The organism is Novosphingobium sp. 9U, from assembly GCF_902506425.1.
In the GTDB taxonomy this organism is placed as follows: domain Bacteria; phylum Pseudomonadota; class Alphaproteobacteria; order Sphingomonadales; family Sphingomonadaceae; genus Novosphingobium.
Map to the genome: position 1 here is coordinate 1435548 of NZ_LR732469.1, position 25117 is coordinate 1460664.

At 65.7% G+C, this 25117-nt stretch carries 25 protein-coding genes and 2 tRNA genes; 19 read left to right on the plus strand and 8 right to left on the minus strand.

Annotation, left to right across the window (positions count from 1 at the left end; genetic code table 11):
* Positions 1 to 84: 84 nt before the first annotated feature.
* From GV044_RS21800 to smpB, 4 genes are read right to left on the minus strand one after another with little or no spacing between them, the layout of a single operon-like run.
* Positions 85 to 762, minus strand: coding sequence for a transglycosylase domain-containing protein (locus tag GV044_RS21800; protein WP_201299025.1), 678 nt, complete (start codon positions 760 to 762; stop codon positions 85 to 87).
* Entirely contained in the window at positions 759 to 3224 is a 2466-nt protein-coding gene (locus GV044_RS06610) for an ATP-binding protein (RefSeq protein WP_159867099.1), read from the minus strand. Before GV044_RS06610 ends, GV044_RS21800 begins: the two co-directional genes overlap by 4 nt.
* Complete coding sequence (locus GV044_RS06615; protein WP_159867102.1) at positions 3221 to 3811, minus strand: DUF2062 domain-containing protein; 591 nt, start codon at positions 3809 to 3811, stop codon at positions 3221 to 3223. Before GV044_RS06615 ends, GV044_RS06610 begins: the two co-directional genes overlap by 4 nt.
* Positions 3808 to 4290 carry an SsrA-binding protein SmpB gene (gene smpB / locus GV044_RS06620; protein ID WP_159867105.1) on the minus strand — a complete coding sequence of 161 codons (483 nt, stop codon included), beginning with the start codon at positions 4288 to 4290 and terminating at the stop codon, positions 3808 to 3810. Before smpB ends, GV044_RS06615 begins: the two co-directional genes overlap by 4 nt.
* 221 nt (positions 4291 to 4511) lie before the next feature.
* Between smpB and GV044_RS06625 the strand changes: the two genes are divergently transcribed.
* Positions 4512 to 6422, plus strand: coding sequence for a S9 family peptidase (locus tag GV044_RS06625; protein WP_159867108.1), 1911 nt, complete (start codon positions 4512 to 4514; stop codon positions 6420 to 6422).
* A 21-nt stretch (positions 6423 to 6443) separates the two neighbouring features.
* Here GV044_RS06625 and dapA read toward each other — a convergent pair whose 3' ends face one another.
* Positions 6444 to 7325: a 4-hydroxy-tetrahydrodipicolinate synthase gene (gene dapA / locus GV044_RS06630; RefSeq protein ID WP_159867111.1), complete on the minus strand. Its 882-nt coding sequence runs from the start codon at positions 7323 to 7325 to the stop codon at positions 6444 to 6446.
* A gap of 112 nt (positions 7326 to 7437) precedes the next feature.
* Between dapA and GV044_RS06635 the strand changes: the two genes are divergently transcribed.
* The 5 genes from GV044_RS06635 to GV044_RS06655 all read left to right on the plus strand — a co-directional run bounded on the left by GV044_RS06635 (position 7438) and on the right by GV044_RS06655 (position 12230).
* On the plus strand, positions 7438 to 9468 hold the full coding sequence (locus GV044_RS06635; RefSeq protein WP_159867114.1) for a lytic transglycosylase domain-containing protein: 2031 nt from the start codon (positions 7438 to 7440) through the stop codon (positions 9466 to 9468).
* 158 nt (positions 9469 to 9626) lie between these two features.
* Positions 9627 to 10112: a transcription elongation factor GreB gene (greB, locus tag GV044_RS06640; RefSeq protein ID WP_159867117.1), complete on the plus strand. Its 486-nt coding sequence runs from the start codon at positions 9627 to 9629 to the stop codon at positions 10110 to 10112.
* Positions 10113 to 10182: 70 nt separating this feature from the next.
* The gene (locus GV044_RS06645) at positions 10183 to 10425 is read left to right on the plus strand and encodes a hypothetical protein (protein WP_159867120.1); all 243 of its coding nucleotides are present in this window, start codon (positions 10183 to 10185) and stop codon (positions 10423 to 10425) included.
* A gap of 252 nt (positions 10426 to 10677) precedes the next feature.
* Positions 10678 to 11661: a TauD/TfdA family dioxygenase gene (locus GV044_RS06650; protein WP_159867123.1), complete on the plus strand. Its 984-nt coding sequence runs from the start codon at positions 10678 to 10680 to the stop codon at positions 11659 to 11661.
* Positions 11662 to 11720: 59 nt separating this feature from the next.
* Positions 11721 to 12230, plus strand: a complete 510-nt coding sequence (locus tag GV044_RS06655; protein ID WP_236554761.1) for a hypothetical protein — start codon at positions 11721 to 11723, stop codon at positions 12228 to 12230.
* 226 nt (positions 12231 to 12456) lie between these two features.
* Here GV044_RS06655 and GV044_RS06660 read toward each other — a convergent pair whose 3' ends face one another.
* A complete protein-coding gene (locus GV044_RS06660; protein WP_159867126.1) occupies positions 12457 to 13119 on the minus strand; it encodes an outer membrane protein in 663 nt (220 codons plus the stop codon).
* A gap of 239 nt (positions 13120 to 13358) precedes the next feature.
* Here GV044_RS06660 and rlmN point away from each other — a divergent pair, with 239 nt between their 5' ends.
* The 9 genes from rlmN to aroQ all read left to right on the plus strand — a co-directional run bounded on the left by rlmN (position 13359) and on the right by aroQ (position 21060).
* The gene (gene rlmN, locus GV044_RS06665; RefSeq protein WP_159867129.1) at positions 13359 to 14639 is read left to right on the plus strand and encodes a 23S rRNA (adenine(2503)-C(2))-methyltransferase RlmN; all 1281 of its coding nucleotides are present in this window, start codon (positions 13359 to 13361) and stop codon (positions 14637 to 14639) included.
* A gap of 149 nt (positions 14640 to 14788) precedes the next feature.
* Positions 14789 to 15118 (plus strand): glycine zipper 2TM domain-containing protein, encoded by a 330-nt coding sequence (locus tag GV044_RS06670; RefSeq protein WP_159867132.1) that lies wholly within the window; start codon positions 14789 to 14791, stop codon positions 15116 to 15118.
* 159 nt (positions 15119 to 15277) lie between these two features.
* Positions 15278 to 16078: an SDR family oxidoreductase gene (locus GV044_RS06675; protein WP_159867135.1), complete on the plus strand. Its 801-nt coding sequence runs from the start codon at positions 15278 to 15280 to the stop codon at positions 16076 to 16078.
* 110 nt (positions 16079 to 16188) lie between these two features.
* Positions 16189 to 17442 carry a cyclopropane-fatty-acyl-phospholipid synthase family protein gene (locus GV044_RS06680; protein WP_159867138.1) on the plus strand — a complete coding sequence of 418 codons (1254 nt, stop codon included), beginning with the start codon at positions 16189 to 16191 and terminating at the stop codon, positions 17440 to 17442.
* Complete coding sequence (locus GV044_RS06685) at positions 17439 to 17963, plus strand: hypothetical protein (RefSeq protein WP_159867141.1); 525 nt, start codon at positions 17439 to 17441, stop codon at positions 17961 to 17963. The genes GV044_RS06680 and GV044_RS06685 overlap by 4 nt, the downstream gene beginning before the upstream one ends.
* Positions 17964 to 18036: 73 nt before the next feature.
* Positions 18037 to 19254 carry an argininosuccinate synthase gene (locus GV044_RS06690; RefSeq protein WP_159867144.1) on the plus strand — a complete coding sequence of 406 codons (1218 nt, stop codon included), beginning with the start codon at positions 18037 to 18039 and terminating at the stop codon, positions 19252 to 19254.
* A 138-nt stretch (positions 19255 to 19392) separates the two neighbouring features.
* Positions 19393 to 19935 carry a septal ring lytic transglycosylase RlpA family protein gene (locus GV044_RS22085; RefSeq protein WP_236554762.1) on the plus strand — a complete coding sequence of 181 codons (543 nt, stop codon included), beginning with the start codon at positions 19393 to 19395 and terminating at the stop codon, positions 19933 to 19935.
* A 258-nt stretch (positions 19936 to 20193) separates the two neighbouring features.
* Positions 20194 to 20559 (plus strand): 3TM-type holin, encoded by a 366-nt coding sequence (locus GV044_RS06700; protein WP_159867147.1) that lies wholly within the window; start codon positions 20194 to 20196, stop codon positions 20557 to 20559.
* Positions 20560 to 20616: 57 nt separating this feature from the next.
* Positions 20617 to 21060: a type II 3-dehydroquinate dehydratase gene (aroQ, locus tag GV044_RS06705; RefSeq protein ID WP_159867150.1), complete on the plus strand. Its 444-nt coding sequence runs from the start codon at positions 20617 to 20619 to the stop codon at positions 21058 to 21060.
* Positions 21061 to 21065: 5 nt separating this feature from the next.
* Here aroQ and GV044_RS06710 read toward each other — a convergent pair whose 3' ends face one another.
* Entirely contained in the window at positions 21066 to 21353 is a 288-nt protein-coding gene (locus GV044_RS06710; RefSeq protein ID WP_159867153.1) for a hypothetical protein, read from the minus strand.
* Positions 21354 to 21374: 21 nt separating this feature from the next.
* Entirely contained in the window at positions 21375 to 21839 is a 465-nt protein-coding gene (locus GV044_RS06715; RefSeq protein WP_159871013.1) for an Lrp/AsnC family transcriptional regulator, read from the minus strand.
* A gap of 255 nt (positions 21840 to 22094) precedes the next feature.
* On the opposite strand from GV044_RS06715, the gene GV044_RS06720 reads away from it, so the two are divergent.
* From GV044_RS06720 to GV044_RS06735, 4 genes are all read left to right on the plus strand, one after another.
* On the plus strand, positions 22095 to 23753 hold the full coding sequence (locus GV044_RS06720) for a HAMP domain-containing sensor histidine kinase (RefSeq protein ID WP_159867157.1): 1659 nt from the start codon (positions 22095 to 22097) through the stop codon (positions 23751 to 23753).
* A gap of 73 nt (positions 23754 to 23826) precedes the next feature.
* On the plus strand, positions 23827 to 24831 hold the full coding sequence (locus GV044_RS06725; protein WP_159871016.1) for a polysaccharide deacetylase family protein: 1005 nt from the start codon (positions 23827 to 23829) through the stop codon (positions 24829 to 24831).
* Between the two features lie 78 nt (positions 24832 to 24909).
* Positions 24910 to 24985: transfer RNA gene (locus tag GV044_RS06730), tRNA-Ile, on the plus strand.
* 35 nt (positions 24986 to 25020) lie between these two features.
* A tRNA-Pro gene (locus GV044_RS06735) sits at positions 25021 to 25097 on the plus strand.
* Positions 25098 to 25117 lie beyond the last annotated feature (20 nt).

The window sequence follows — 25117 nt, forward strand, 5'->3', positions numbered from 1 at the left end:
TGACCGGAAAGGTCAACGTCATGCGCCGCAATGTATGCGGTTTGTTCTACGTGAACAAGTAGAGAACGCAGGGGTTACAAAAATTTAAGTAGCGGCGCAGCCCTTGAGCCAGAAGTCGCCCGCATTGGCGCGGGCGCATGTGCCCGCTAGCAGACGCTCCACGCGGTCGACACGCTCATCAAGCGCAGGATCGCGCCCTTCGAGGCGGAACTTGGTGGGCGCGGCGACCACGGCGACGAGGCGCAGGAACTGCCTGTCGGTCAGCTTAGCCGGAGGGCGGTTGTAGACGACCCGGCTGGCCATGAAGAAGCCTTTCATCCAACCATCGCTCGCCCTGCCCATTTCCACAGTTTCGAGCCAAAGCGCGAAGATCTGCCGCTTGGACAAGCGCTCATCCAACCCGCGCGCGTAGGCACGATGCCGAATCCTGGCGACGCCGGGGTAGAAGCCATCGAAGTCGAGCCGCTGGGCGAGCGACCGGGTGATCGCGGTCATGCCGCCGCCCGGCGTATCCATGTCGACGCCTTGGCGCGCGGCGAAGCCCGGATCGACGACAGCGAGCAGCATGGCCTGGCGGTCAGGGCCGAGCCCCTCCCCTGACTGGCCGCGCGCGATCAGCTTGTCTGCGAGACGGATCAGATGGGGCGAGTCGTCGATCGCGTCGGCATGACCCAGGCCGTAGTAGGCCAGCAGCCCGGCCGAAGCGCCAAGCAGCGCCAGCACGGCCACGAAGACCGCGTTCCTGAGCGCGATGCGGTTCACGCCCCGGCCCGCGCGCCGGCAGGCTGCGCCGTCTGCGCCAGCACGTCGCCGACCTTCTCGGAAAGCTGCTGCACGGAGAAGGGCTTGGGCATGAACCATGCGTTGGCGATGCCAATCTCTTTGCGCAACTGCTCCTCGGCATAGCCCGACATGAACAGTACAGGCAGCTGAGGCGCAATCTCCCGGATGTGGCGGGCCATGGCCGGGCCATCCATGGTTGGCATCACGACATCGCTGACGACGAGATCGAACTGGCCGCCCTGCTGCACCAGATCCAGCCCTTCTTCGCCGTCGCGCGCCGAAGTCACTTCATAGCCTTGCCGGGTCAACGCCCGTTCGGCCACGACTCGGACCGGATCTTCATCCTCCACCAGGAGAATGCGGCCGCCACCAGCCCACTGCTTGGGCGCCTCAGTCGGCTTGGCGAGCGCACGGGCGTTGCCGGGACTCGCATGGTCGACCGGCAGGTAGACGGTGAAGCGCGTGCCGCGGCCGACCTCACTATCCGCGAAGATGAAGCCGCCGGATTGTTTGACGATGCCGTAGACGGTGGAGAGGCCCAGGCCGGTACCCTTGCCCTGCTCCTTGGTGGTGAAGAACGGCTCGAAAATCTTGCCCAGGTGTTCAGGCGGAATGCCGCTGCCGGTGTCCTCGACCACCAGGGCCGTGTACTCGCCGACCGGGATGATCTCGCTGCGCATCGCCCGCACGTCGGCCGCGCTGACGCGGCGGGTGGCCAGCGTCAGACGGCCTGAGCCGTCGCGGTTGCCCGAGGCGGATTGCATCGCATCGCGCGCATTGACCGCGAGGTTGACGATTACCTGCTCGAGCTGCGTCGGATCGGCGCGCACCGGACCGAGATCGCGGTCGTGGGTGACGATGAGCTGGATCTTCTCGCCGATCAGCCGCCGCAGCATCTGCGAAATATCCGCGACCACATCGGGCAACTGCAGCACTTCGGGCCGCAGCGTCTGCTGGCGCGAGAAGGCGAGCAGCTGGCGGGTCAGCGAGGCCGCGCGGTTGGAGTTGGCGCGGATCTGCTGGATGTCATCATAGTCGGAATCGCCGGGGGTATGGCGCATCAGCATGAGGTCGCACGTACCCAGGATCGCAGTGAGCACGTTGTTGAAATCGTGTGCGACGCCGCCGGCCAGCTGCCCAACCGCCTGCATCTTCGTGGCCTGGGCGACCTGGCGCTTGAGGCGCGTTTCCTCGGACGAATCGGTGAGACCCAGCAGCACCGCCGCATCGCCAAGGCCGCGCACGCCTGCCAGGCTGAGCGAGACCGGATCGTCGGGCTGCGCGGCAAGGCGCACGGCGATGTCGCCGGCGGCGGCAGGCCCTTGCGCAAAGCGGCGAATCGCTTCGGACAAGGCGCGCTTGTCCTCCTTGACCACCATGTCCGTCGGGTAAGTGGGCGGGTTCTGACCCTCGCGCCCAGCAGCCCGCATGAAGGCGGCATTGGCGAAAAGCAGACGGCCGTCGCGGTCCGCCATCGCCAGGCCCAGCGGAAGCTCTCCGAGCAGCGCTTCCAGGTGCGGCACGGCAGCTCCGCCACCCTCGCTTGCGCCCAGGCCGAGGCCGGCATCGACGACCAGCATCAGCGAGGGCGTCGTCAGCGGATCAGGCTGGCCGGGCAGATCGGGGTCGACCACAGGGACATGATAGAGCGTGATCGGGCTCGATTGCTGGCTGTCGCGCGCCCAGGCGATGCGATCACCCTCCTCCTCTCGCAGGAGGAGTACGAAGTCCTGACCCACGACATCGGTCTGGGCATCGCCGGTGGCGCGCTCGGCAAAGCCGGCGCTGACGGCACGGATCTGGCCATCGGGGTCGACCAGCGCGGCCACGATCCCGGCACCGGCGAGCGCGCGGCCGAGCTTGCCGTCGAGATGGCTGACCAGTTCCGAGACCGGATCACCTTGGACTTGGGGAGTGAAGCGCCAGACCATGAAGTCCTCGCCCCGGCCCGCACGATGTGCTTGTGCCTGCCAACGCTGCGCGCCGATCGCCGCGCCGCTTAGGCCGTAGCTGGAGAGCGAAAGCCGCGCCTCGCCGTCGCGCCATGCGACGCGCACAGCTTCTGCCAGCGCCTCGCGTGAGGGATCATCGAGCGGCAGGTCAGGCGGCGCGCTGCCGGCGCCGAACCAGGCCTCGAACCGTGAGTTCGCGCAGACCAGGCGTCCGGCTCGGTCGGTCACCGCAATCGCGGCGTCCGTCTGTTCGATCGCCGCAACGGTCACCGACCAATCTGGGCCGGCAAACTCCTGCTCCACGTCGCGCGGTCGCCGGCGAACGAGCGCGATGGCGAGCGCCCCTAGTGCAACCACGCCCGCGGCATAGACGCCGACTGACACCGGATCACGCGTCGCAAACCAAACGAGCGCGATGCTGGCGACCAGCGCGAGGGCGACGACGAGGAGTTCACCGGGCCCGCGTACCGGGACCCCGGCTTCGCTCATACGCCCGCCTCGGTGCAAACCGCCGGGACTGCGGCAGTCCGCCGCGGCCGCAGCTGGCGAGCGCGATGCTTGCGGCCGATCCAGCCGCGCCAGAACCAGATGGAGAGGAAGTAGCCGATCACGGCGCCGACCACGGAGATGACGAACAAGCCGATGACCAGCGAAGGCGCCGCGTCTGACAGCAGCCAGTAGAGCCACGACTTTATGCCCGCCCCGCTCTCGTAAAGCGAGTAAAAGGTCGAGAGATCGGCGTGGAAGCCCAGGTGGTTGCCGATCCAGATCGAGGCGGCGAGAATAAAGGGCGTCGTCGCCGGGTTGGACAGGAAGGTCATGGCGGCGGCCAGCGGAATGTTGCCGCGTACGGGCACGCACATCAGCGCCGCGCCGATGATCTGGATGCCCGGGATCATCGCGAAGATGCCGACGAAGATCCCGGCCGCCACACCGCGCGGCACCGAGCGGCGAGTGAAGCGAAACAGCTCCTGCCGACGCGCGAACGGCGCGGTGTACCGGTTCGCCGCCAGCTGCTCATGGGTCGGCATCTGACCGTGAAACCACTTGGCGAGACGGGAAAACAGCGTGCTCATCCGTGGTCTCGCATGATCCTGCTTTGTTCGCGCTTCCAGTCGCGCTCCTTGATGGTGTTGCGTTTGTCGGCTGCATTCTTGCCGCGTGCAAGCGCGAGTTCCACCTTTGCGCGCCCTCTGCCGTTGAAATAGATCGACAATGGAACAAGCGTCATGCCCTTGCGCTCGACCGCGCCGTGCAGCTTGGCGATCTCGCGCTCCTTGAGCAGCAGCTTGCGCGGGCGCTTGGGCACGTGGTTGAAGCGGTTGCCGTGGCTGAACTCGGGCACGTTGGAGTTCACCAGCCAAACCTCGCCGTTGGCGACCTCGGCATAGGATTCGGCGATCGAGCCCTCGCCGAAGCGCAGGGACTTCACCTCGGTGCCGGTGAGCATGATCCCGGCCTCGTAAACGTCATCGATGAAGTACTCGAAGCGCGCGCGACGGTTCTCCGCGACGATCTTCGTTTTTTCGAATTCTTTGTGCTGAGGGCGGGCCATGAGGGGGCATGTAGGTGCACGGGCCGCCAAAATAAATCATGAACGGGCCGGTCATCGAAATAGATCGTGCGCCGGACTGGTGCGCCAGTGGGTCCGCAGGGGTCTGAGCACATGGCACCTTGTCATGCGGCGGCGACTAGGCATTATTCCCCAAGGGCATCGTGGGGGCATCAGTGCAGCATAGATCGATTTGGCGAGCGCGGCGGGTCGCCCTCGCCAGCATGGCGGCGCTCCTCGCGCAAGTGAGCGTGGCACACGCGGCACCGCCGCCGCTGGAAGCATACGGCAATCTGCCCGCGGTCGAAGCCATGGCAATCTCCCCAAGCGGCGATCTCGCCACGGTGTCGCGCATCAAGGGCTTGCGCAAGCTTCTCGTCGTCGGCGCCGATGGTTCGATCAAGACGCAATCGGACCTTGGCGACAGCAAGGTCCGAGGCTTGGAGTTCCCGAGCGATGACACCGTGCTCCTCCACAACAGCGCCGCCTCGTCGCTTGGTCCGGAGTTCACCTCCACGCTCTACGAGTTCAGCGGTGTCCTGATCGTCCACACGTCACCCGGCCAGAAGCCGTCGCTCGTGTTCGGCAACTCGCGCGATGTCGGAGACGTGGTCTTCGGATCCTACGGTCTGCGGCATCCGGGCGGCGTGCTGAAAGGCTACTACGGCGGTGTGGAGCTGGACATACGCGGCGTGGGGGCGACGTTCGTGCATGGTCGCCCATTCCTCTACGAAGTGGATCTTGCGCACAATTCCGCGCGCAAGTTGGCCAGAGCCGCTGCCGAGGGCCACAACCGCTCATGGCAAGTCGACGAGAACGGGCAGGTTGCCGCGACGCTGGACATCGATCACTCGAGCGGACGCTGGAACATCCTCAACTCCGGTGACCGGCCGATTGCCACCGGAGTCGATCAGACCGGGGACGTCGACATCGTCAGCCTGGGTCGGGACGGTAGCACCCTGATCTACTTGCTACGCGACGCAGAGGGCACGCAGCGCTACTTCGAGGTGCCTCTGGCTGGTGGGACCGCGAAGGAGATATTCACCGACCTTGGCCTCGCCAGGTTCCTGTTCGACCCTGCCAACGGCCGGCTGCTCGGCTACTTGAACGACGACGACGGCAAGCAGGTGCCGGTCCTGTTCGACCCGGCCAAGCAGGCAGCGGCGAGCAAGATATACAAGGTCTTTGCCAAGTTCCGCACGGAACTGATCGACTGGACGCCCGACTTCTCCCAGGTGCTCGTCCGGACGAGCGGCAATGGCGATAGCGGCACGTTCTACAAAGTGGACGTCAAGGCGCTGAAGGCCGACGCGATCGGGTTCGAGCGGCCGCTGATCGAGCCCGAGCAAGTCGGGCCGATCGCGCGCATCGCCTACAAGGCCAGCGACGGGCTGGAGATGGACGGCATCCTGACGCTGCCCTCCGGGCGTGAGGCACGCAGCCTGCCGGTGATCCTCATGCCTCATGGTGGCCCGCACGCTCGCGACGAGCCAGACTTCGACTGGTGGGCACAGGCCTACGCCTCGCGAGGGTACGCCGTGTTCCAGCCGAACTTCCGCGGCTCGACCGGGCGGGACAGCGCGTTTCGCAACGCCTCGGCGAACCAGTGGGGCCGCAAGATGCAGACCGACATCTCGGATGGTCTGGCCGAGCTGGCACGACGCGGCATCGTCGACCCCAAGCGCGCTTGCATCGTCGGCGCCAGCTATGGCGGCTATGCGGCGCTTGCCGGTGTCACGCTGCAGAGCGGCATCTACCGTTGTGCCGTCGCCGTCGCTCCGGTCGCCGACCTCGAGATGCTGTACAACACCGAAGTGCGCGAAAGCGGCTACTCGTCCATGACCTGGCGCTCGCTGCGCAAGGGCCTGGGCGATCCGAAGGGCTATGACGCCGTCTCACCGCGCAAGCATGCGGCGAATGCGGATGCGCCGGTGCTGCTGATCCACGGCAAGGACGATACCGTCGTCCCGTTCCAGCACTCCAGCGCGATGGCAGGCGCCTTACGGGCAGCGGGCAAGCCGGTCGAACTGGTGGTGCTGCGGCACGAAGATCACTGGCTGTCAATCAGCGACACGCGCCTGCAGATGCTCACCGAATCGCTGAAGTTCCTGCAGGCGCACAATCCGCCCGAGTAGGTCGGGCTCGGCCAGGCGCACTCACAACAGTCCGGCATGCTCCAGCGCCGCGTCCACGGCTGCGCGGGCCTTGTCGTTGCAGGGGACCAGCGGCAGGCGAAGCTCGTTCTCGATCCAGTCGTGGACCTGCGCCAGGGCGTACTTGCACGGCCCCGGCGAGCTGTCCTCGAACATGGCGTAGTGCAGCGGATAGAGCTTGTCGTTGAGGTCGCGCGCGCGCTCCAGGTCGTTGGCGGCGCAGGCGGCTTGGAAATCGGCGCAGAGCCTGGGCGCGACATTGGCGGTGACCGAGATGCAGCCGATCCCGCCAGCGGCGTTGAACGGCAGCGCCAATTCGTCGTCCCCCGAGAGCTGGGCGAACTGCTTGCCGATGCCCATCCGGTGATCGGTGACGCGGCTGAGGTCGCCGCTCGCATCCTTGATGCCGACGAAGGTGGCGGGGAACCGGCGCGCCAGTTCGCACACCGTCTCGGGCTGCAGGTCGGTCACAGTGCGGCCGGGCACGTTGTAGAGCACGATCGGCAGGTCGCTATGCTCCGCCAGGTAGGAGAAGTGAGCCAGCAGCCCCTCCTGGCTCGGCCGATTGTAGTAAGGTGCGACGACCAGCGCGGCGGCGGCGCCGGACTTCTTCGAAAAATTCATGTGGAGAAGTGCGTTCATTGTGTCGTTGCTGCCGCACCCCGCGATCACCGGCACGCGGCCTGCAGCCTGCTCGACGCAAACTTCGATCACGCGGTGGTGCTCGGCGTTGGAGAGGGTGGAGTTTTCGCCCGTGGTGCCGCACGGAACCAGCGCCGACGAGCCGTTCTCGATCTGCCATTCGACCAGCTTGCGGAACGCGCCCTCATCAAACGCGCCGTCGCGAAACGGGGTAACGAGTGCCGGTATCGAACCCGAGAACATGGACTTGGCCTTTGCTGTTGGTCATCAAGGCGGCACAAGCGCCTGCCAGCAACGGCAAGCGGCCACCGTGAGACTTGATCATTCAGGGCCTGATAAGGAGCCTTTCCCGAAAATGTCCAGCATGCTGCGCGCCTCTGCCTGTCTTCTGCTGACATCCGCCTTCTGCTTCGCGAACTCGGTTTCGGCGCAAAGCACGTCCATGGGCACGCCCCCTGGCATGCCGATGGGTACGACCATGGCATCGGGCATGTCGACCGGGGGCGCCGAGTGGGACCGTGCCCGCGCCGCGCAGATGCAGGTCCATGATATGTCGACGCACCAGTCGGTCGATCGCTGGAAGCTGCTGACCTCCAGCGACCGGATGGGGTTCGACGCCTATTCCTCGTTCCTGATGACCTACCCCGGCTACCCGCAGGAGGAGAAGCTGCGCGGGTACGCGGAAAAGGCGCTGGCCAACGAGTCGCCCGATCCTTCCCGCCTGATCGCCTTCTTCGATCGCTTTCCGCCGCTGAGCAGCCAGGCCGCGGGCCGCTATGCGACGGCCCTGACCTACACCCGCCGCGCCGATGCGGCACAGCGCGCAGCACTCGCCTGGCGCCTGGGTTCGCTGACGCCCAACGACGAGGCGACCCTGCTCTCGTTCTACCGCGATCGCTTCACCAGCGACGACCACGATGCCCGCATGAACGCGCTGCTCTGGCAAGGCGAGACCGCGCAGGCCGAGCGGCAGATCTCGTTCGTCTCGGCCGCACGCCGTAGCATGTACATGGAGCGGCTGTCGCTATTGCAGGGCGCCGCGCCGGGCTCGCTAGGCATGCCGATCGGTCCCGACCTGCTGCGCGATCCCGGCTACATCTACAACCGCGCGGTGCAGGCGCGCAAAAGCGGCAACCTGCCCGCCGCGATCAGCCTGCTGGCTACGCGAGCGCCCTTGTCGCAGCCAGTGCCCGAGCCTGAGAAGTGGGTGCGCGAGCTGCTGACCGCGGCCAAGGGCGCCGGAGCGGACCCGGCGGTGCGCATCGCGTCTTCGATCGACGATGCCTTCGCGCCCGGCACCGACGTCTCCAAGCTCTCGTTCCGGGTGCGGGACGATTACACCACGCTGGTCTGGCTGGGCGGCACCAAGGCACTGTGGGAGCTGCGCGACCCGCGCCGCGCGGCGCCGCTGTTCTATCGCTACGGTGCGGCCGCACAAACGCCGGGCACCCGTTCGAAGGGCTTCTACTGGGCCGGGCGAGCCATGGCACAAGGCGGTGATATCGCGGGCGCAAACCGCTATTTCGAGATGGCAGCGCGCTACCCCGAGGCGTTCTACGGCCAGCTTTCGCTGGAGCGGCTCGGCCGGCCGATGCCGAACCTCGACGTCATGCCGCAGTCGCGCCCGACCAGCGCGGAACGAGCTGCCTTCCACGCCAAGCCGATCACGCGGGCAGTGCGCGACGTCGCGCGCGATGGCGACTGGCGCACCGGGGTGCAATTCTACCGCGAGATTTCCGACCAGGCGCAGTCCGAGGCGGACCACGTGCTGGTCGCCGACCTGGCGCGCGAGATCGGGCGGCGCGACCTGGGCGTCATCCTCGGCCAGTCGGCACATGCGGACGGCTACACTAGCTTCGGACGCATCTCCTTTCCCGAGATGCCGGTGCCGCCCGGCGCCAACTGGATCATGGATCACGCGCTCACTCGGCAAGAGAGCCAGTTCGCGCAGAACGCCGTCAGCCACGCGGGCGCACGCGGGCTGATGCAGCTGATGCCCGGCACCGCGCGCGAACAGGCGGGCAAGCTGGGGATCGGCTACGACGACCAGGCGCTGATGTCCGACCCGGTCTATAACGTGCGCCTGGGCGACGGCTATTACGGGCGGATGATGGACTACTTCGGCGGAGCGACCCCGCTGGCTGTGGGCGCTTACAATGCCGGTGCCGGCAATGTGAACAAGTGGCTGCGCGCAAATGGCGACCCCCGTACTGGCGCCGTGGATTGGATCGACTGGATCGAGCGCATCCCCATCTACGAGACCAAGAACTACATCCAGCGCGTGCTGGAGAACGCGGTGGTCTACCAGAGCATGCACCCTGAGCGCGGGTACTATCGGGGCAGCACACCATTGAGCAACCTGCTGGGGAAGAGAACGCCGGGCTGAGTTGAGGCCGCTACCTTCTCCCCTCCCGCTTGCGGAAGGGGTCGGGGGAGGGCATGTGACCCACCCTGCCCTCTTCGTAAAAACACGCCCTCCCCTAGCCCCTCCCGCAAGCGGGAGGGGGATCCGGTGACTGGCTACTTCGTGCCACGGATTTCTCGATGACTCCTTCAGGCCCTCCCATCTCTCCAGCCGGCATGGCCGCCTTGCGCGCCCGCTACGATCACCTCCTTAGCAAGGAGCGCCCCGAAATCGTCGAGATCGTCAGCTGGGCCGCCGGTAACGGGGACCGATCCGAGAACGGCGACTATCTCTACGGCCGCAAGCGCATGCGCGAGATCGACCGGGAGCTCGCCTACCTCGCTCGACGCATGAAGGCGCTGCGCGTCGTAGACCCGGCGCGCCAGGACGAGCGCAGCAAGGTCTTCTTCGGCGCCACCGTCACTCTCGCCGACGAGGATGATGTGCGCCTGACGGTGACGATCGTCGGCGACGACGAGCAGGACGCCGCTGCCGGCCGCATCGGCTGGAGCGCTCCGATTGCGCGCGCGCTGCGCGGCGCGCAGGTCGGCGACTTGCGCACGGTGCGCCTGCCCGCCGGTGAGAAGGAGTGGGAGTTGCTGGAGATCAACTATCCTGATCTTTGAACGAAGGGACACTTGGCCAATCGCCTGACCACGCGTATGAACATTCTCGGGTACGCGGGGAAAAACTTCCATGACTGACAAGACCGAGCAGGATCTGCGCCACGCGCTGGGTAATGCGCGCGCAGAAACCGAAGCGCTCAAGAGCATGCTGACCAAGGCCGCCGACCGCCTCGAAGACATCGTCGAGGCGAACTGCTCCGATGAAGAGCAGGACAAGGCGCTCGCCACCGCGCAGCGCCTGCGCAAAGTGATCGAGCGCACCGGCGGCAAGAGCGATGGCGCAGCCGACGGAGCAACCCTGCCCGCGGCTTGACCGGTCTGCCTGGCTCTCCGGGCATCTGCCTCCTGCCGCAGCGTGACTGGTTCGCGCACTTGCGTTCGCGCTAGTCGCGGATGCTCACCGACGCGCGACGCGATCCCACGTTCCGACCACCTCCTTGCTAAGCACCCGCTCGAATTTATGTCTTGGCGCCCATCGCTCACTCAAGCATAGTTGCACAGCAAGCTTAGCAATCCCCCGCGCCGCGGCTCAACAAACGCGCGTGAGGAGGAAGAGGAGAGAGCCATGCCCAACATCACCATCCGCAACTTGCGCGACGACCTTAGCTTCGGCGCACTGGTCGAGGGTCTCGACTGGTCCAACATGGAGGACGAGGCGACGCGCCAGAGCTTGCGCGACACCTTCGTCGAGCGCGGCATGATCGTGTTTAAGGACATGGAACCTAGTGCCCGGATGCAGGTCGCGGTGAGCAAGGTGTTCGGCCCGCTCAAGGATCACCCTACCAAGACCACTCCGCGCGACAAGGAGACGGGTGACGAGGCCGCAGGCGTGATCGACATGCACTACAAGCCCAACCTGGAGAACCCGGAGGCGGGCGAAGGTCTGGTCGAGTACAAGGGGGAAGTGCTGGCACGCTACTCGCCCTGGCACTTCGATCATTGCTACAACGACGAGCTCAACTACGCCGGTGTGCTGCGTGCACCCATCAACGCACCAGTCGGCGGCCGCACCGGCTTCATGGACGGTATCGAGCTTTACCGCCGACTCCCGCAGGCGCTGCGCGATAGGCTGGAGGGCAAGAACGTAATCTATACGCTCGACACCCGGCTTTCCAAGATGAAGTACGGCGTCAACTTAGCGCCTCTGACCGAGAACAGCGGCAACATCGCCCTGCTGAAGGAAGTCGCGATCTTCCCGCGAGCCATACACCCGGCCGTTTGGGAGCGTGAGACCGGTGAGAAGGTCCTGCACTTCGGCCCCTGGATGGCCGTTGCGCTGGAGCACGACGAGACGGCTGCGGGTGACGCCCTGCTCGACGAAGTCGCGCACGAGATGAACCGTCTCGGCGAAAGCACCGCCGCCTACTGGCACGACTGGTCGCCCACCGACATGGTGATCTGGGACAACCACCGCATGCTCCACGCGGTCGAAGGCTGCAGTGCCAGGTACGAGCGCCAGACGCTGCGCACCACGATCAAGGGCGACTACGGCCTGGGCTACTTCGAGGACGGCAAGAAGATCGGCGAAGTCTACCGCGAGGTCGCCTGACCGCTTGGACAAACGATGGGACTTGCCGGCACGCCCCGCGATCTGCGAGTGAGCGCCGCGTGTCCCATCGCCCTGCCTTGCTTGCCGGCCTGATCGCCGCCCTCGCCCCGCTGGCCTTCGCCACTCCGGCGGCGGCGCGCGACAGCCTGGGTCTTTACGCCACCTGGGGCGCCTTTCGCGATCCCGTCTCGCCGCGCTGCTATGCCATCGCCATGGCCGAGCCGAGCGCGATGCGGCGCGACTACCAGCCCTACGCCGCGATCGGAACCTGGCCACGCCGCGGCGTGCGCAACCAGATCCACTTCCGCCTTTCGCGCCGGCTCGCCCCTGGCCGTCCGATCCTCCTAACGATCGGCGACAGGCGCTTTCAATTGACCGGAGGCGGCGGCGACGCCTGGGCGGCGAACAATGGCGACAACGCCGCCATCATCGCCATGATGCGCTCGGCGTCCACGATGCGGGTGAGTGCTCGCGACGCACAAGGCCGCAACTTCGGCAACAGCTGGCCGCTCACCGGGGCAGCCTCGGCGATGGACGCGGCGTCGATCGGATGCGCGCGGGTGGATTGAGTCCAAAGCACACCGACGAGATCCTCCCCTGCAAGAGGAGGTGGCAGACGCGAAGCGGCTGACGGAAAGGTGTCACCGCCCGCGTGGTATTCGACCCGGAGGGTTACACCCCTCCACCCCCGCCTTCGGCGGCGGTCCCCCTCCCCTCACAGGGGAGGGTCTGACGACAAAAGAGAAAGGGTAGGAGCCGAAGCCCCTACCCTTCCCTACGCATCAAACCGAAACCTCAGAACCGATAGCCGACGGCCGCCACGATCTGGTGCCGGTCGAGATCGACGTTGAAGCGATCGCTGTCGGGAACGTCGTCGCGGAAGTCGGCTTCGGCCTTCGAGTAGTTCGAATAACGGTATTCGAGCTTAGCAAAGGTGTTGGTGCCGAACTTCTGCTCGACACCGGCGCCCAGGCGCCAGCCGTCCGCATCCAGGTTGATGCGCGAGGAGTCGGTGCCGTCGCTCGCCAGGACGCCGAAGCGGGCGTTGGTGTAGCCGCCCTTGACGTAGAGCAGCGTGCTCGGCGCCGCCTTGAAGCCGGCGCGGGCGCCGACGTAGAGGTCACGCTTGGCGTTCACGCTGCCCAGGCCGAAGTTCTCCGGCGTGCCATCGTCGAAGCGCGTTTTGGCGGTGCTGTCGGTGAACTCACCTTGCACGCCCAGCACGACCTTGCCGAAATCGTAGTCGTAGCCGGCGCCGACGCCGTAGAGGAAGCCGTCGGCCTTGTCGTGCGCGTTGGCGCTCACCGTGTCATCGATGCTGCTGCCGGCCTTGTTGATGTCGTACCCGGCGATGGCCTCGACATAGGGCCCGGTGAAGGACGTGTCGGTGCTTTGCGCCATGGCAGGGACGGACATCGCTGCGGTGCCGCTTGCGAGGATGACGAGAACTTTTTTCATGATCAACTCCATAGTCGGTCGGTTTGGTGCCGCCGGACCCTTGGAATGCGCTGCAGTGCAACGTAGTTTCATGAACCTAAGACAACGAAAACGTTGATGTTTTCTCGCAACAGTGAAGGGACGAGCTGAGTTCATGCTGCGGTCGCACGTGGCAACCTCGATCCGGTCAAGCCGTTCGCGAGTGCCCGTAGGCGCGTGACTTTCATGTCGTGGGCCGATGCCCTATATGGCGGGCAACCATGGCCGACACACAACTTATGACGATCCCGGGTCTTGTCGATCCGGTCCCGCTGCCGCGTCCCGATCTGGTCGAGGGCGTGACCCCGCGCGAGGATGGACGCACCGACCTGATCGGCTTGCCCAAGAAGCGCATCGCTGAACTGTTCGCGTCCGCCGGGCTCGACGCCAAGCAGGCGAAGCTGCGCGCGAAGCAGGTCTTCCACTGGCTCTACCATCGCGGCGTCACCGACTTTGCCGAGATGACCGACATCGCCAAGACCATGCGTCCCTGGCTTGCCGAGCGGTTCGTGATCGGCCGGCCCGACATCGTCGAAGCGCAGCATTCGACCGACGGCACGCGCAAGTGGCTGTTGCGCACGCCGGACGGCCACGACTTCGAGATGGTGTTCATCCCCGATGCGGACCGCGGCACGCTCTGCGTGTCCAGCCAGGTCGGCTGCACGCTGAATTGCCGCTTCTGCCACACCGGCACCATGCGCCTCGTGCGCAATCTGACGGTGGGCGAGATCGTCGGCCAGGTCATGCTCGCGCGCGATGCCCTGGGCGAATGGCCCAAGGGCGCTGGCGAGCTGACCGGCACCATGGCTGGGCTCGACGACGACGAAGACGAAGGCTCTTACTCCGCCGATGGGCGCCTGCTGACCAACATCGTGATGATGGGCATGGGCGAACCGCTCTACAATTTCGACAACGTGCGTGACGCGCTCAAGCTGGTGATGGACGGCGACGGGCTCGCCTTGTCCAAGCGCCGGATCACGCTCTCGACCTCGGGCGTCGTGCCGAAGATGGCGCAATGCGGCGAGGAAATCGGCGTCAATCTGGCAGTGTCGCTCCACGCGGTGACGAAGGACGTGCGCGATGAGATCGTGCCGATCAACCGCAAGTACGGCATCGAGGAACTGCTGCAGGCCTGCGCCGATTACCCCGGTGCCAGCAATGCGCGGCGGATCACCTTTGAGTACGTCATGCTCAAGGACAAGAACGACAGCGACGCGGACGCCCGTGAGCTGGTGCGCCTGATCAAGCAGTACAATCTGCCTGCCAAGGTCAACCTGATCCCGTTCAATCCCTGGCCCGGCGCCCCATACGAATGCTCGACACCCGAGCGCATCCGCCGCTTCTCGGACATCGTGTTCGAAGCGGGTATCTCGGCCCCGGTGCGCACCCCGCGCGGCCGCGACATCGATGCCGCATGTGGGCAGCTGAAGACCGCGGCGGAGAAGAAGAGCCGTGCCGAGTTGGACAGGCTCTACGAGGAGAAGCAGGCCGCACTCAACTAGGTGGCGGCCGTTGCACTCAGCTGGTCGTGCATTCAGCCCGCCTGGGCGCGCTGCGATAGGGGCAAATGCTCGTTCATCTGACGTTGTGGATCAATGAACGAAGTACGGCGTTACCCCATCACCAAGCGCAATTACTGAGGGCATAGACCATGCGTAAACTCGTTCTCACCGCACTTCTCGCCGCCGTGACCGTTCCGGTCATGACCAGCGCGCCCGCTGAGGCTCGCCGTCGCGACGACCGCCGCTACTACCAGACCGACAACGGTGTTCGCTACTGGCGCGGCAACGACGGCCGTTACCGCTGCCGCAAGTCGAACGGCACCACCGGCCTCCTGATCGGCGGCGTCGGTGGCGCCCTGCTGGGCCGCACTATCGACGGTGGCCGTGACAAGACGTTGGGCACCGTTCTCGGCGCGGGCGCCGGCGCTCTGCTCGGCCGCGAAGTGGACCGCAACAACTCGCGTCCGCGTTGCCGCTAAGCCGAACCTGAGTTCCCCTGCAAAGGCGCGTCGTTCCCCTGAACGGCGCGCCTTTTCGCATGTGCGATGGATCGGTTGCGCCCTTCCCCCGATCGCGTTCCTATGCTCGAACCGCCCATGCAGCCCATGCCGACGAGGTGAACCGATGCAAGGCATTCGATGTCGATAGTTGATCGGCCCGCAGTGCTGGTCACCGGCGGCGCTCGCCGGATCGGCGCGGCGATCGCCGCCGCGTTCGGCGCAGCGGGGTGGCACGTGCTCATCCACTACGGGACGTCGCGTTCAGAGGCCGAGGCGCTTGCCGCCAGGATCGAGTCGGCCGAGGTGATCGGCTGCGACTTGAGCGACATAGCCTCGGCCACCGCCATGATCGCCGATCTCGCCGAACAGCTTTCCGATTGGCGCGTGCTGGTGAACTGCGCCAGCGTGTTCGAGCTGGACGAAGTTACCGGCCTCCAGCGCGCGGTGTTCGAGCATGCCATGCAGGTCAACGCGGCGACGCCCGCGGCCATGGCGCAGGCATTTCTCCGCCACGCGAGGGCGCAAGGTGGCCGCCGAGCAATCTCGGTCACGGACCAGAAGATCGCCAACCCCAACCCGGACTTCTTCTCCTACACTATGAGCAAGCATGCGCTCTCCTCGACGGTCCCCATGCTGTCGATCGCCCGCACGGACCCGCGTGACCGCATCTATGGCCTGGCGCCCGGAGCGATCCTTGCCAGCCACGATCAGGTGGAAGCGGAGATCGAGTGCTCGCATCGCATGAACCTGCTGAAGCGAAAGACCGGCGCCGACGAGATCGCGCAAGCCGCACTCTTCCTGGCCGAGGGCTGGCTCGCGAGCGGCGAGACGCTGTTCATCGATTCGGGCCAGCACTTGCTCGCCCAGCCGCGCGACGTGCTGTTCCTCGCGCGAGAAATGGGCAGTGGCAATGCTGCATCTGGCGCAAGTGCAGCATAGGCCCTTGTCTCACCACATGATGAAGTTAGGTATGCGCTCCATGGCATCCTACACCGATACGCGCCGCCACATCTCTCCCCAGATCAGAGCTGCCGAGGCTCAGTAGAATCGTGGCGAAAAGGCTGCTCGATCGCTTTCTCGGCCGCGTCGTCCGCAAGGGCACGCTCGAAATCCTACGCGCCGATGGTTCCACCACACGTCTCGGGACCGCGGAGCCGGGCTACCCGGACGTCGCCATTCGCTTTACCAGCGCAGCGGGCGAGCGGCGCATCTTGCTCGACCCACGCCTGGGCGCGGCCGAAGCCTTCATGGACGGCCAGCTCGTCATCGAGCGCGGCGACATCATGGACCTGCTCGCGCTCATCCGTGCGAACGGGCCGTGGGATCGCGGCGGCAGCTTGCGCGCGCCGACACTTTCGCGGCGCATCCGCAATCGCTTGGCGCATCATCTCGAAAGCTTCAACAAGGCGCGCAAATCCAAGGCCAACGTCGCGCATCACTACGATGTCGGCAATGCGCTGTACCGGCTCTTCCTCGACACTGACCATATGCAGTATTCGTGTGCCTACTGGCCGCGGGACGACATGACGCTGGAGGAGGCGCAGGAGGCCAAGCTCGCGCATATCGCTGCCAAGCTGGCGCTCGCGCCTGGTCAGCGCGTGCTCGATATCGGTTGCGGCTGGGGCGGGATGGCGATCTACCTTGCCCGGCACGCCGACGTGCGCGTGCACGGCATCACCCTCAGTGAAGAGCAACTCGCCCTTGCCCGCGAGCGTGCCCAGGCGGCCGGCGTTGCCGATCGCATCACTTTCGAACTGGTCGACTATCGCGACCTTCCCAGGCGCGGCGAGCGTTACGACCGGATCGTCTCGGTCGGCATGTTCGAGCATGTCGGCCAGCCGCAGTTCGAGACCTACTTCCGCGCCTGCGCCAACATGCTCACCGCGGACGGCGTCATGCTCCTGCACACGATCGGCCGCATGGGCTCCCCGGGGTCGACCGACGCCTTCACGCGCAAGTACATTTTCCCAGGCGGCTACATCCCCGCGCTGAGCGAGACCGTCGCCGCGAGCGAGAAGGTCCGCCTGATCGCGACGGACGTCGAGACGCTGCGGCTGCACTACGCGAAGACCTTGCGTGAGTGGTACGTGCGCTGCGTCGCCAACCGGCAAGCAATCGTGGCGATGTACGACGAGCGGTTCTACCGCATGTGGATCTTCTATCTCGCCGGCGCGACTGCCGCTTTCGAGAGCGGTGGCATGTGCAACTACCAGATCCAGTACGCGCGGTCGCGCCACGCCTTGCCCTTGACCCGCGATTACCTTGCCGACGCAGAGCGGCGTTTGCTGGGCGCGGGCGGATGAGACTCCTCGCCGCCTTGCTGGCAGCGTGGGCGGCGCTGACCGCGGCCGGCGCAGAGGCGCGGGTCATCGTATCGTTCTACAGCGTGCCAGGCTCGGTCATCACTGGCCGCTCGGTGCACGCCTTCGTGACGCTCACCGGCACGCTCGATGCGGACGGACGCGCCGTGAACGAGAACTACGGCTTTTCGGCATTGACCTGGAACCCGGCCGGCTTCTTCCGCCCAGTCCCGCAAACGATGCTGATCGAGAAGCCGGATTATATCCGCCGCGCGCATTATCACTTCCGCACGCCCATCAGCGATGCCGCCTATCACCGCATCGTCCAGGAAGTGCAGCTGTGGTGGCACGATCCAGCGCACTTGTGGGACATCGACAAGCGCAACTGCGTGACCTTCGTCGGCGTCGTCGCGCAGATCAGCGGGCTGCAGGCGGACTTTCCGCCCAAGATCATGCGCAAGCCGCGCACTTACCTCGACCATCTCGCCACCTTGAACCCGCAGGTCGATCGCAACGCAAAGTAGTGCGTCGTTGCGCGCGGGGACCAGCGCTGATACCGGCGCTCGCGTATTTTCCCGAGCGGAGCAGTTCCTCACGATGTCCGAGATCAAGAAGGTCGTCCTCGCCTACTCTGGTGGCCTCGACACCAGCGTCATCCTCAAGTGGCTGCAGGTGACGTACGGTTGCGAGGTGGTGACCTTCACCGCGGACCTGGGCCAGGGCGAAGAGCTTGAGCCGGCGCGGGCCAAGGCCAAGCTGCTCGGCATCCCTGACGAGAACGTCTACATGGACGACCTGCGCGAAGAGTTCGTGCGCGACTTCGTCTTCCCGATGATGCGCGCCAACGCCCGCTACGAGGGCGACTATCTGCTCGGCACCTCGATCGCGCGTCCGCTGATCTCCAAGCGGCTGATCGAGATCGCGCACGAGACCGGCGCCGACGCCATCGCCCATGGCGCGACCGGCAAGGGCAACGACCAGGTCCGCTTCGAGCTGTCGGCCTATGCACTCGATCCCAGCATCAAGGTGATCGCACCCTGGCGCGAGTGGGACCTGACCAGCCGCACCGCGCTGATCGCCTGGGCCGAGCAGCACCAGGTGCCCGTCCCCAAGGACAAGCGCGGCGAGAGCCCGTTCTCCACCGACGCGAACCTCCTGCACACCTCGTCCGAGGGCAAGGTGTTGGAGGATCCGTGGGAGGAGACCCCCGACTACGTCTATTCGCGCACCGTCGATCCCGAGCAGGCGCCCGATGCGCCTGAGTACATCACCATCAACTTCGAGCGCGGCGACGGCGTCGCGCTGAACGGTGAGGCGATGAGCCCGGCAACGCTGCTGACCGCGCTCAACGAACTGGGCCGCAAGCATGGCATCGGCCGCCTCGATCTGGTCGAGAATCGGTTCGTCGGCATGAAGAGCCGCGGGATGTACGAAACGCCGGGCGGCGAGATCTACGCCCGCGCGCATCGCGGCATCGAGCAGATCACGCTCGATCGCGGCGCTGCGCACCTCAAGGACGAGCTCATGCCCAAGTACGCAGAGCTCATCTACAACGGCTTCTGGTTCGCTCCGGAGCGCGAGATGCTGCAAGCTGCGATCGACCACAGCCAGGCGCGGGTGAACGGCACCGTGCGTCTGAAGCTGTACAAGGGCCTGGCCTCGGTAGTCGGCCGCAAGTCGCCCGACAGCCTCTATTCGGAGCGTCACGTGACGTTCGAGGACGATGCCGGCGCTTACGACCAGAAGGACGCGGCGGGCTTCATCAAGCTCAACGCCCTGCGCCTTCGCCTCCTGGCTCAGCGCGATCGAAGTTGAGGTAGGTTGCTAACAGGAACTTACCCAAGCGGGATAAGCCGTTCACCGTACGGGGTGACCCGTCCCTGAAGGGGTGCCTTTCTCAAGTTTGTGCCTGTACCCATCATCTCGCATCTGCGGGACGGAGTGGGAACACCAATGACAGCCAACAGGAAGCCGCTTTCGGCGCGCGCGAAGCTTGCGCCCAAAGTCGCCCTCCACGCCGCGCTGGCGCTGCCTTTCGCGGGCGTATTGTTGGCAGCGGGTGCTTCGGTACCGGCGTTGGCCGAGCAGCCGATCGCCCTGATGGCACCCACGGCGGCGCCGTTTGCGGCGATCGCAGCTTCGGGAACGCTGGTAGAACAGGCTCCGCTCACCGCGCCTCAGAAAGACGTCGAGCCCACCTACCAGAAAGTAGGCTCCGGCATGGCAAGCTACTACGGTCGCGAACTTGCCGGCAATCGCACTGCCAGTGGCGAACGGTTTAATCCATCAGCCCTCACGGCGGCTCATCGTACGCTGCCGCTCGGCAGCATGGTTCGCGTGACAAACCCGCGTACAGGCGATTCAGTGATCGTGCGCATCAACGATCGTGGCCCGTTCCACAGCAATCGTCTCATCGATCTATCCGAGGCTGCTGCCCGTCAGATCGGCATCCGCGCTGCCGGTAGCGGTGTCGTCGAGCTTTCCGTCGCGGACTGATTTACTGATCGCCGCTTACCAGGTTGCGCCCTAAGGAAAGACCAGCGCAGCGGGTGGGGGGGGGGTGGGGGATCACCGCGCCGGCCTTCATTCACACAAACGTGATCACGAACAGACCGTTCCGGCCCAGCGTTGAAACGTGCGACTGTGTAGACGAGCTGAGTGCCTGCTTCGTCTCCGTCGTCACCCGCTAGAGCGCCTTTCCTACACGAACCATAACGGTTATGTTGTCGCGCTTCGTCCACAGGAGCGCCATGCATGTCCTACATCCACCGTCTTCTTGGTACCGCCAGGCGGTGCGCGCAGTGCCGTGCGATCACTTCGCTGGCTGCCCTGAACGAACCTGCGCCAGTGCAAGCGGTCTCAGCCGATCGTCAAGCGCCCGAGACTTACGCAGCGCGAGCGCGTCCCACGTTTCTCTATGTCATGTACGCGATGATTCTCTGGTCCGTGCCTATCGGGCTGGTGGCGGCCGTCAGTCCGGGTACGGCACGGCAGATCGCCGACGGGATGACGCGCTACCTCGCCGCCCTGCCCGAACCCTTGTACGCGCTCTTCGGTACCGGTTACCTCGGCTATGCGACGCTGCGTCAGTGGGGCAAGTCAAAAGGCCTCGAACGCTGAGGGTCCGCTTGCGCCGCACGGCATCTCCGGTATGCACGGGCCGACATTCGGGAGGCCATGACGTTGTCGCAGAAACTGGTGCTGGTTCTTAACGGACCGAATCTGAACCTGCTCGGCACGCGCGAGCCCGGGATCTACGGCTCGGCAACCCTCGATGACATCGCATCGGCCTTGGTCGAGCGCGGCAAGGCGCTGGCCCTTGTGGTCGAGAGCCGACAGTCGAACCATGAAGGCGCTTTGGTAGACTGGCTGCACGAAGCACAGTCGCGGGGCGCAAGTGCGGTGATCCTGAATGCCGGCGCGTACACGCACACCTCGGTGGCGCTGCTCGACGCGATCCGAGCCATCGACGTACCGGTCATCGAGGTGCACTTGTCCAACCCACACGCGCGCGAAGATTTTCGCCACACCTCATGGATCGCACTGGCCGCGAAGGGCACGATCGCCGGCTTCGGCGCGGACAGTTACCTGCTGGCACTGGAAGCCGCGGCGCGACTGTAGCGCGCTCAAAGCAGCCCCACTGCGCCCTGCACCCAAAGCAGGAGCATCGCCGCGACCAACAAACCTGCTGCCCCTATGCGAAGCGTGGGATGCATGATCCGGCTTATCGCAAGCTCATAGATCAACCCGCCCCCGACCAGCAGGAATGCTGCAGCGGCGAAATCGGATGCAGTCCAGTTAACCTCGCGTGTGAACCGCATGGCAAGAGCAGGCAGGATCAGGAGGAGTGCGATGACCGACCACATCAACTTCCGGCGCAGCCGCACTTGCGTTGACATGCCTGGCGCGTTCATCGCGCGTACTCCTGTTGCTTGTTACTCTAATGGAACGCCCGGCAGGCTCTTGGCAGTGCGGATCGTCAGCGATGTCTTCACGCTGGCCACGTTGGGCGCCGGCGTCAGCTTGGACGTCAGGAACTCCTGGAAGCTCTGCAGGTCGCGGCTGACGATCTTGATGATGAAATCGATCTCGCCGTTCAGCATGTGGCACTCGCGCACTTCGGGCAAATCGCGCATATGTTCTTCGAACGCGCGCAACGCTTCCTCGGCCTGGCTCTTTAGGCTGACGAGCGCGAAGACCGTGATCGTGAACCCTAGCTTTGAGGCGTCGAGGTCGGCGTGATACCCCTGGATGACGCCCGCCTCCTCAAGGCTGCGCACGCGGCGCAGGCACGGCGGAGCCGTCAGGCCCACGCGGTGCGCGAGCTCGACATTGGTAATCCGGCCCTCATCCTGGAGCTCGGAGAGGAGTCGGCGATCGATGTCGTCGAGATTGATCATGGGCATGCGTTGCGTGCCTCGTTAGCAACAAGGTGGGTCGTCAGGCAACAAAGCGAAGACGTGCCTGCCGCTGACGAAATATTATTGTTCCCTAGCGCAATTGTCCCGCTTTGCAACGCTCCTGCCTCGGCGCTTTCCGCTGAGCCGGGGTTTGCTAGTGAGAGCCCCCCTACGGGTATTTCCGATGATCGCCGCCGCGTCGATGGCCGTCGCCGCGCTCGCGTCGGACGTGCCCGTGAGCGCCGCAAGGACTTGATGCACTTCGACGATCGCCTGGCTACCGTGCTGCAGATGCCCATCCATGGGCCTGCGATGGCGCGCATACAGTTCCGGCAACTGCTCGATCTGCTCGCGCAGGACGAACAGCGCGCAGAGCACAGCGAAGCGCTCGACGCGGCGTTCGCGCGGCTGGAGGAACTCAGCGGCGAGATCGCGGCGAGCGAACGCGCCGCAATCCTGCGTGAGCCGATGATGCGCATCGCCAATCCGGAACTCGTCGGGCACTTGGCCACCGCAGAGCCGGAAGTCGCCACCGCCGCCATCGCAGCGGCCGAGCTGTCCGACGCTGATTGGCTGGACATCATCCCTGCGCTGCCGGTGGCTGCACGCGGCATCCTGCGCCACCGTGCCGGCTTCAGCCTTGCCGTGCTCACGCTGCTCGACCGGCTCGGCATCCAGGATCGCGGGCTCCCTTCCGCAGACGTCTCCATCCCGGAGCGGTCACGCCCCGAACTCGTAGTGCTCGAAGGCGGCGCCGCCGGTCTTGCCCGCGCGCCCATGCCCGAGCAGCCGGACGGCGCAGGGATCGGCGCCATCGTCCGCCGCATCGAGGAATTCCGCAAGGCACGCGCGTCGGATGGCAGCGCCGATGCCAATCAGCAGTCTCTGGAGAGCGTCGCCCCTACCCGCGCGACCGTTCTGGCGGCGGACTTCGCGACCGACCCCAGGGGCCGGATCGACTGGGCCGAAGGCGCGTTGGGTTCGTCGCTCGTAGGCACGATGCTCGGGGGTTTGGACGCCGACGCGGCCGACCTTGGCTCGGCCATCAGGCTGCGCCAACCGCTTCGTAACGTGGTCGTGACCTTGTTCGGAGCGCCTGATCTTGCCGGTGAGTGGCGGCTGGATGCGCTGCCGCAGTTCGCGGCGTCGGGTGGCGCCTTCGTGGGCTATGCGGGTCGGCTGCGTCGATCGGCTCGCGTCGGGGAGACCGGGCGCGCCAACGAGGGCGACAGCATGCGCCAGGTGCTGCATGAGCTACGCACGCCGGCGAACGCCATCCAGATCGCGGCCGAGATCATCCAGCAGCAGCTTTATGGCCCTGCCCCGCACGAGTACCGCGCACTCGCAGCGTCGATCGCGGGAGATACCGCGCAGATCCTCGCCGGATTCGATGAGCTCGACCGCCTGGTAAAGCTGGAGAATGGCAGCCAGGTTCCTGCTGCAGGAGAGTGTGACCTCTCCGTGATCGTCGAGGAGACGGTGGCGCGGCTGCAGGCCTGGACGGCGCCGCATGGCAGCGGCTTTGTGCTGCCGGACGCCGCTCCGTCGCTGACGATCGGCATCGAAGAGGACGAGATCGCGCGCCTCGTATGGCGCGTGCTCGCGGGCCTCGCTGGACTGACGGCGCCTGGCGAACACCTCCAGCTCGAACTCGCTCGCGAGGGCACTCACGCCACGCTGGCGGTCCGGATGCCCGACGCCATGATCGAGCGTCTGGATGCAGCTGCGATCAGCGGGCAGCCGGTCGAGGGCGCCCGCTCGCTGTCCTCGGGCATGTTCGGCATCGGCTTCACCTTGCGCCTGGCCGCGGCAGAGGCGGCGGCCGCAGGCGGTGCATTACGGCGTGTTGCTGGCGCCTTTCATCTCAGCCTTCCCGGGTTGACCCCCGCCGCGGTACGCCATACCCACAGGTGACGATCGCTCACGTCGGGGCGTGGAGCGGACCGAGGGTGGCCCGAACGCGATCGAGGTGGTTGGGGATTACGCGTTGCCAGGCCCGAACATCCTCGACCGACCTGCACCACCGGATTTCGTCCAGTTTGGCGCAGACTTCGGTCAGCGCTTCCTCGTCACGGTCGACACCGAGGAGGAGTTCGACTGGGACCAGCCCATCCAGCGCGACCGCCATACCCTAGACACCATCCCGGCGCTGCGCACCTTCCAGGATTTCTGCGAGAACTTCGGCGTCGTTCCCGTCTACCTCGTCGACTACCCCATCGCGAACTCGCACCAGGCAGTGGAGGCTATCGGTGAGGCTGTCACTGCCGGACGCGCCGAAGTGGGCGTGCAGCTTCACCCCTGGGTCAGCCCTCCCTTCGAAGAGGAGGTGACCGAGATCAACAGCTACGCCGGCAATCTGCCGTTCGAGCTGGAACGCACAAAGTTCCGGATTCTGCGCGACACGATCGAGAGCCGCTTCGGCAAGGCTCCGCTCATATACCGCGCCGGCCGCTATGGCCTGGGCCCGCGTACGGCCGAGATCCTGGCCGAGAACGGACTGACGATCGACACCTCGGTGCGCGCCCGCTTCGATTACAGCGGCACCGGCGGGCCCAACTATCGCGACCATCCCTTGCGGCCCTATTGGATCGATCGGGCCAGCAACCTGATGGAATTGCCGCTGACGACGGTGTTCTGGGGCCCGCTGCGGCAACTCGGCGGCGCAATCTACCCGCAGATGTGGCGTGCGCCGTCGGCCCGCGGCATGCTGTCGAAGGCGGGCCTGCTGGAGCGCATCCCTCTCACCCCGGAAGGCGTGACCGCAGAGGAGGCGATCCGCGGCATCGACGTGGCGATCGACGACGGCCTGCCGGTGCTGGTGCTCTCGTTCCACAGCCCCTCGCTGGCGACCGGGTACACGCCCTATGTGCGCAATGCGGCGGACTTGGAGACGCTCTATGGCTGGTGGCGCCAGGTCTTCGCCCATCTTGCCCGGCGTGGGGTCCAGCCGACCAGCGTTGCCGACATCATGGCGCGCGTCGCGCTTGCCTAGTGCCTCCGTGCAGTCTAACGGGCCTCGTCCGGCAGATCGCAAGGCCTGCTGGATCCGGTCGGATCGTCGGCGGCGGCCGGGCCTGTAGCTCAGCGGTTAGAGCTGGCCGCTCATAACGGCTAGGTCGCGGGTTCGAATCCTGCCGGGCCCACCATCGCCAGGTTCAGTCCGGGCGAGGATACATAGCGTCGGGGAGTGGCGCAGTCTGGTAGCGCGCTTGCTTTGGGAGCAAGATGTCGCAGGTTCGAATCCTGTCTCCCCGACCACTTCCGCTGGCCGCTTCGGC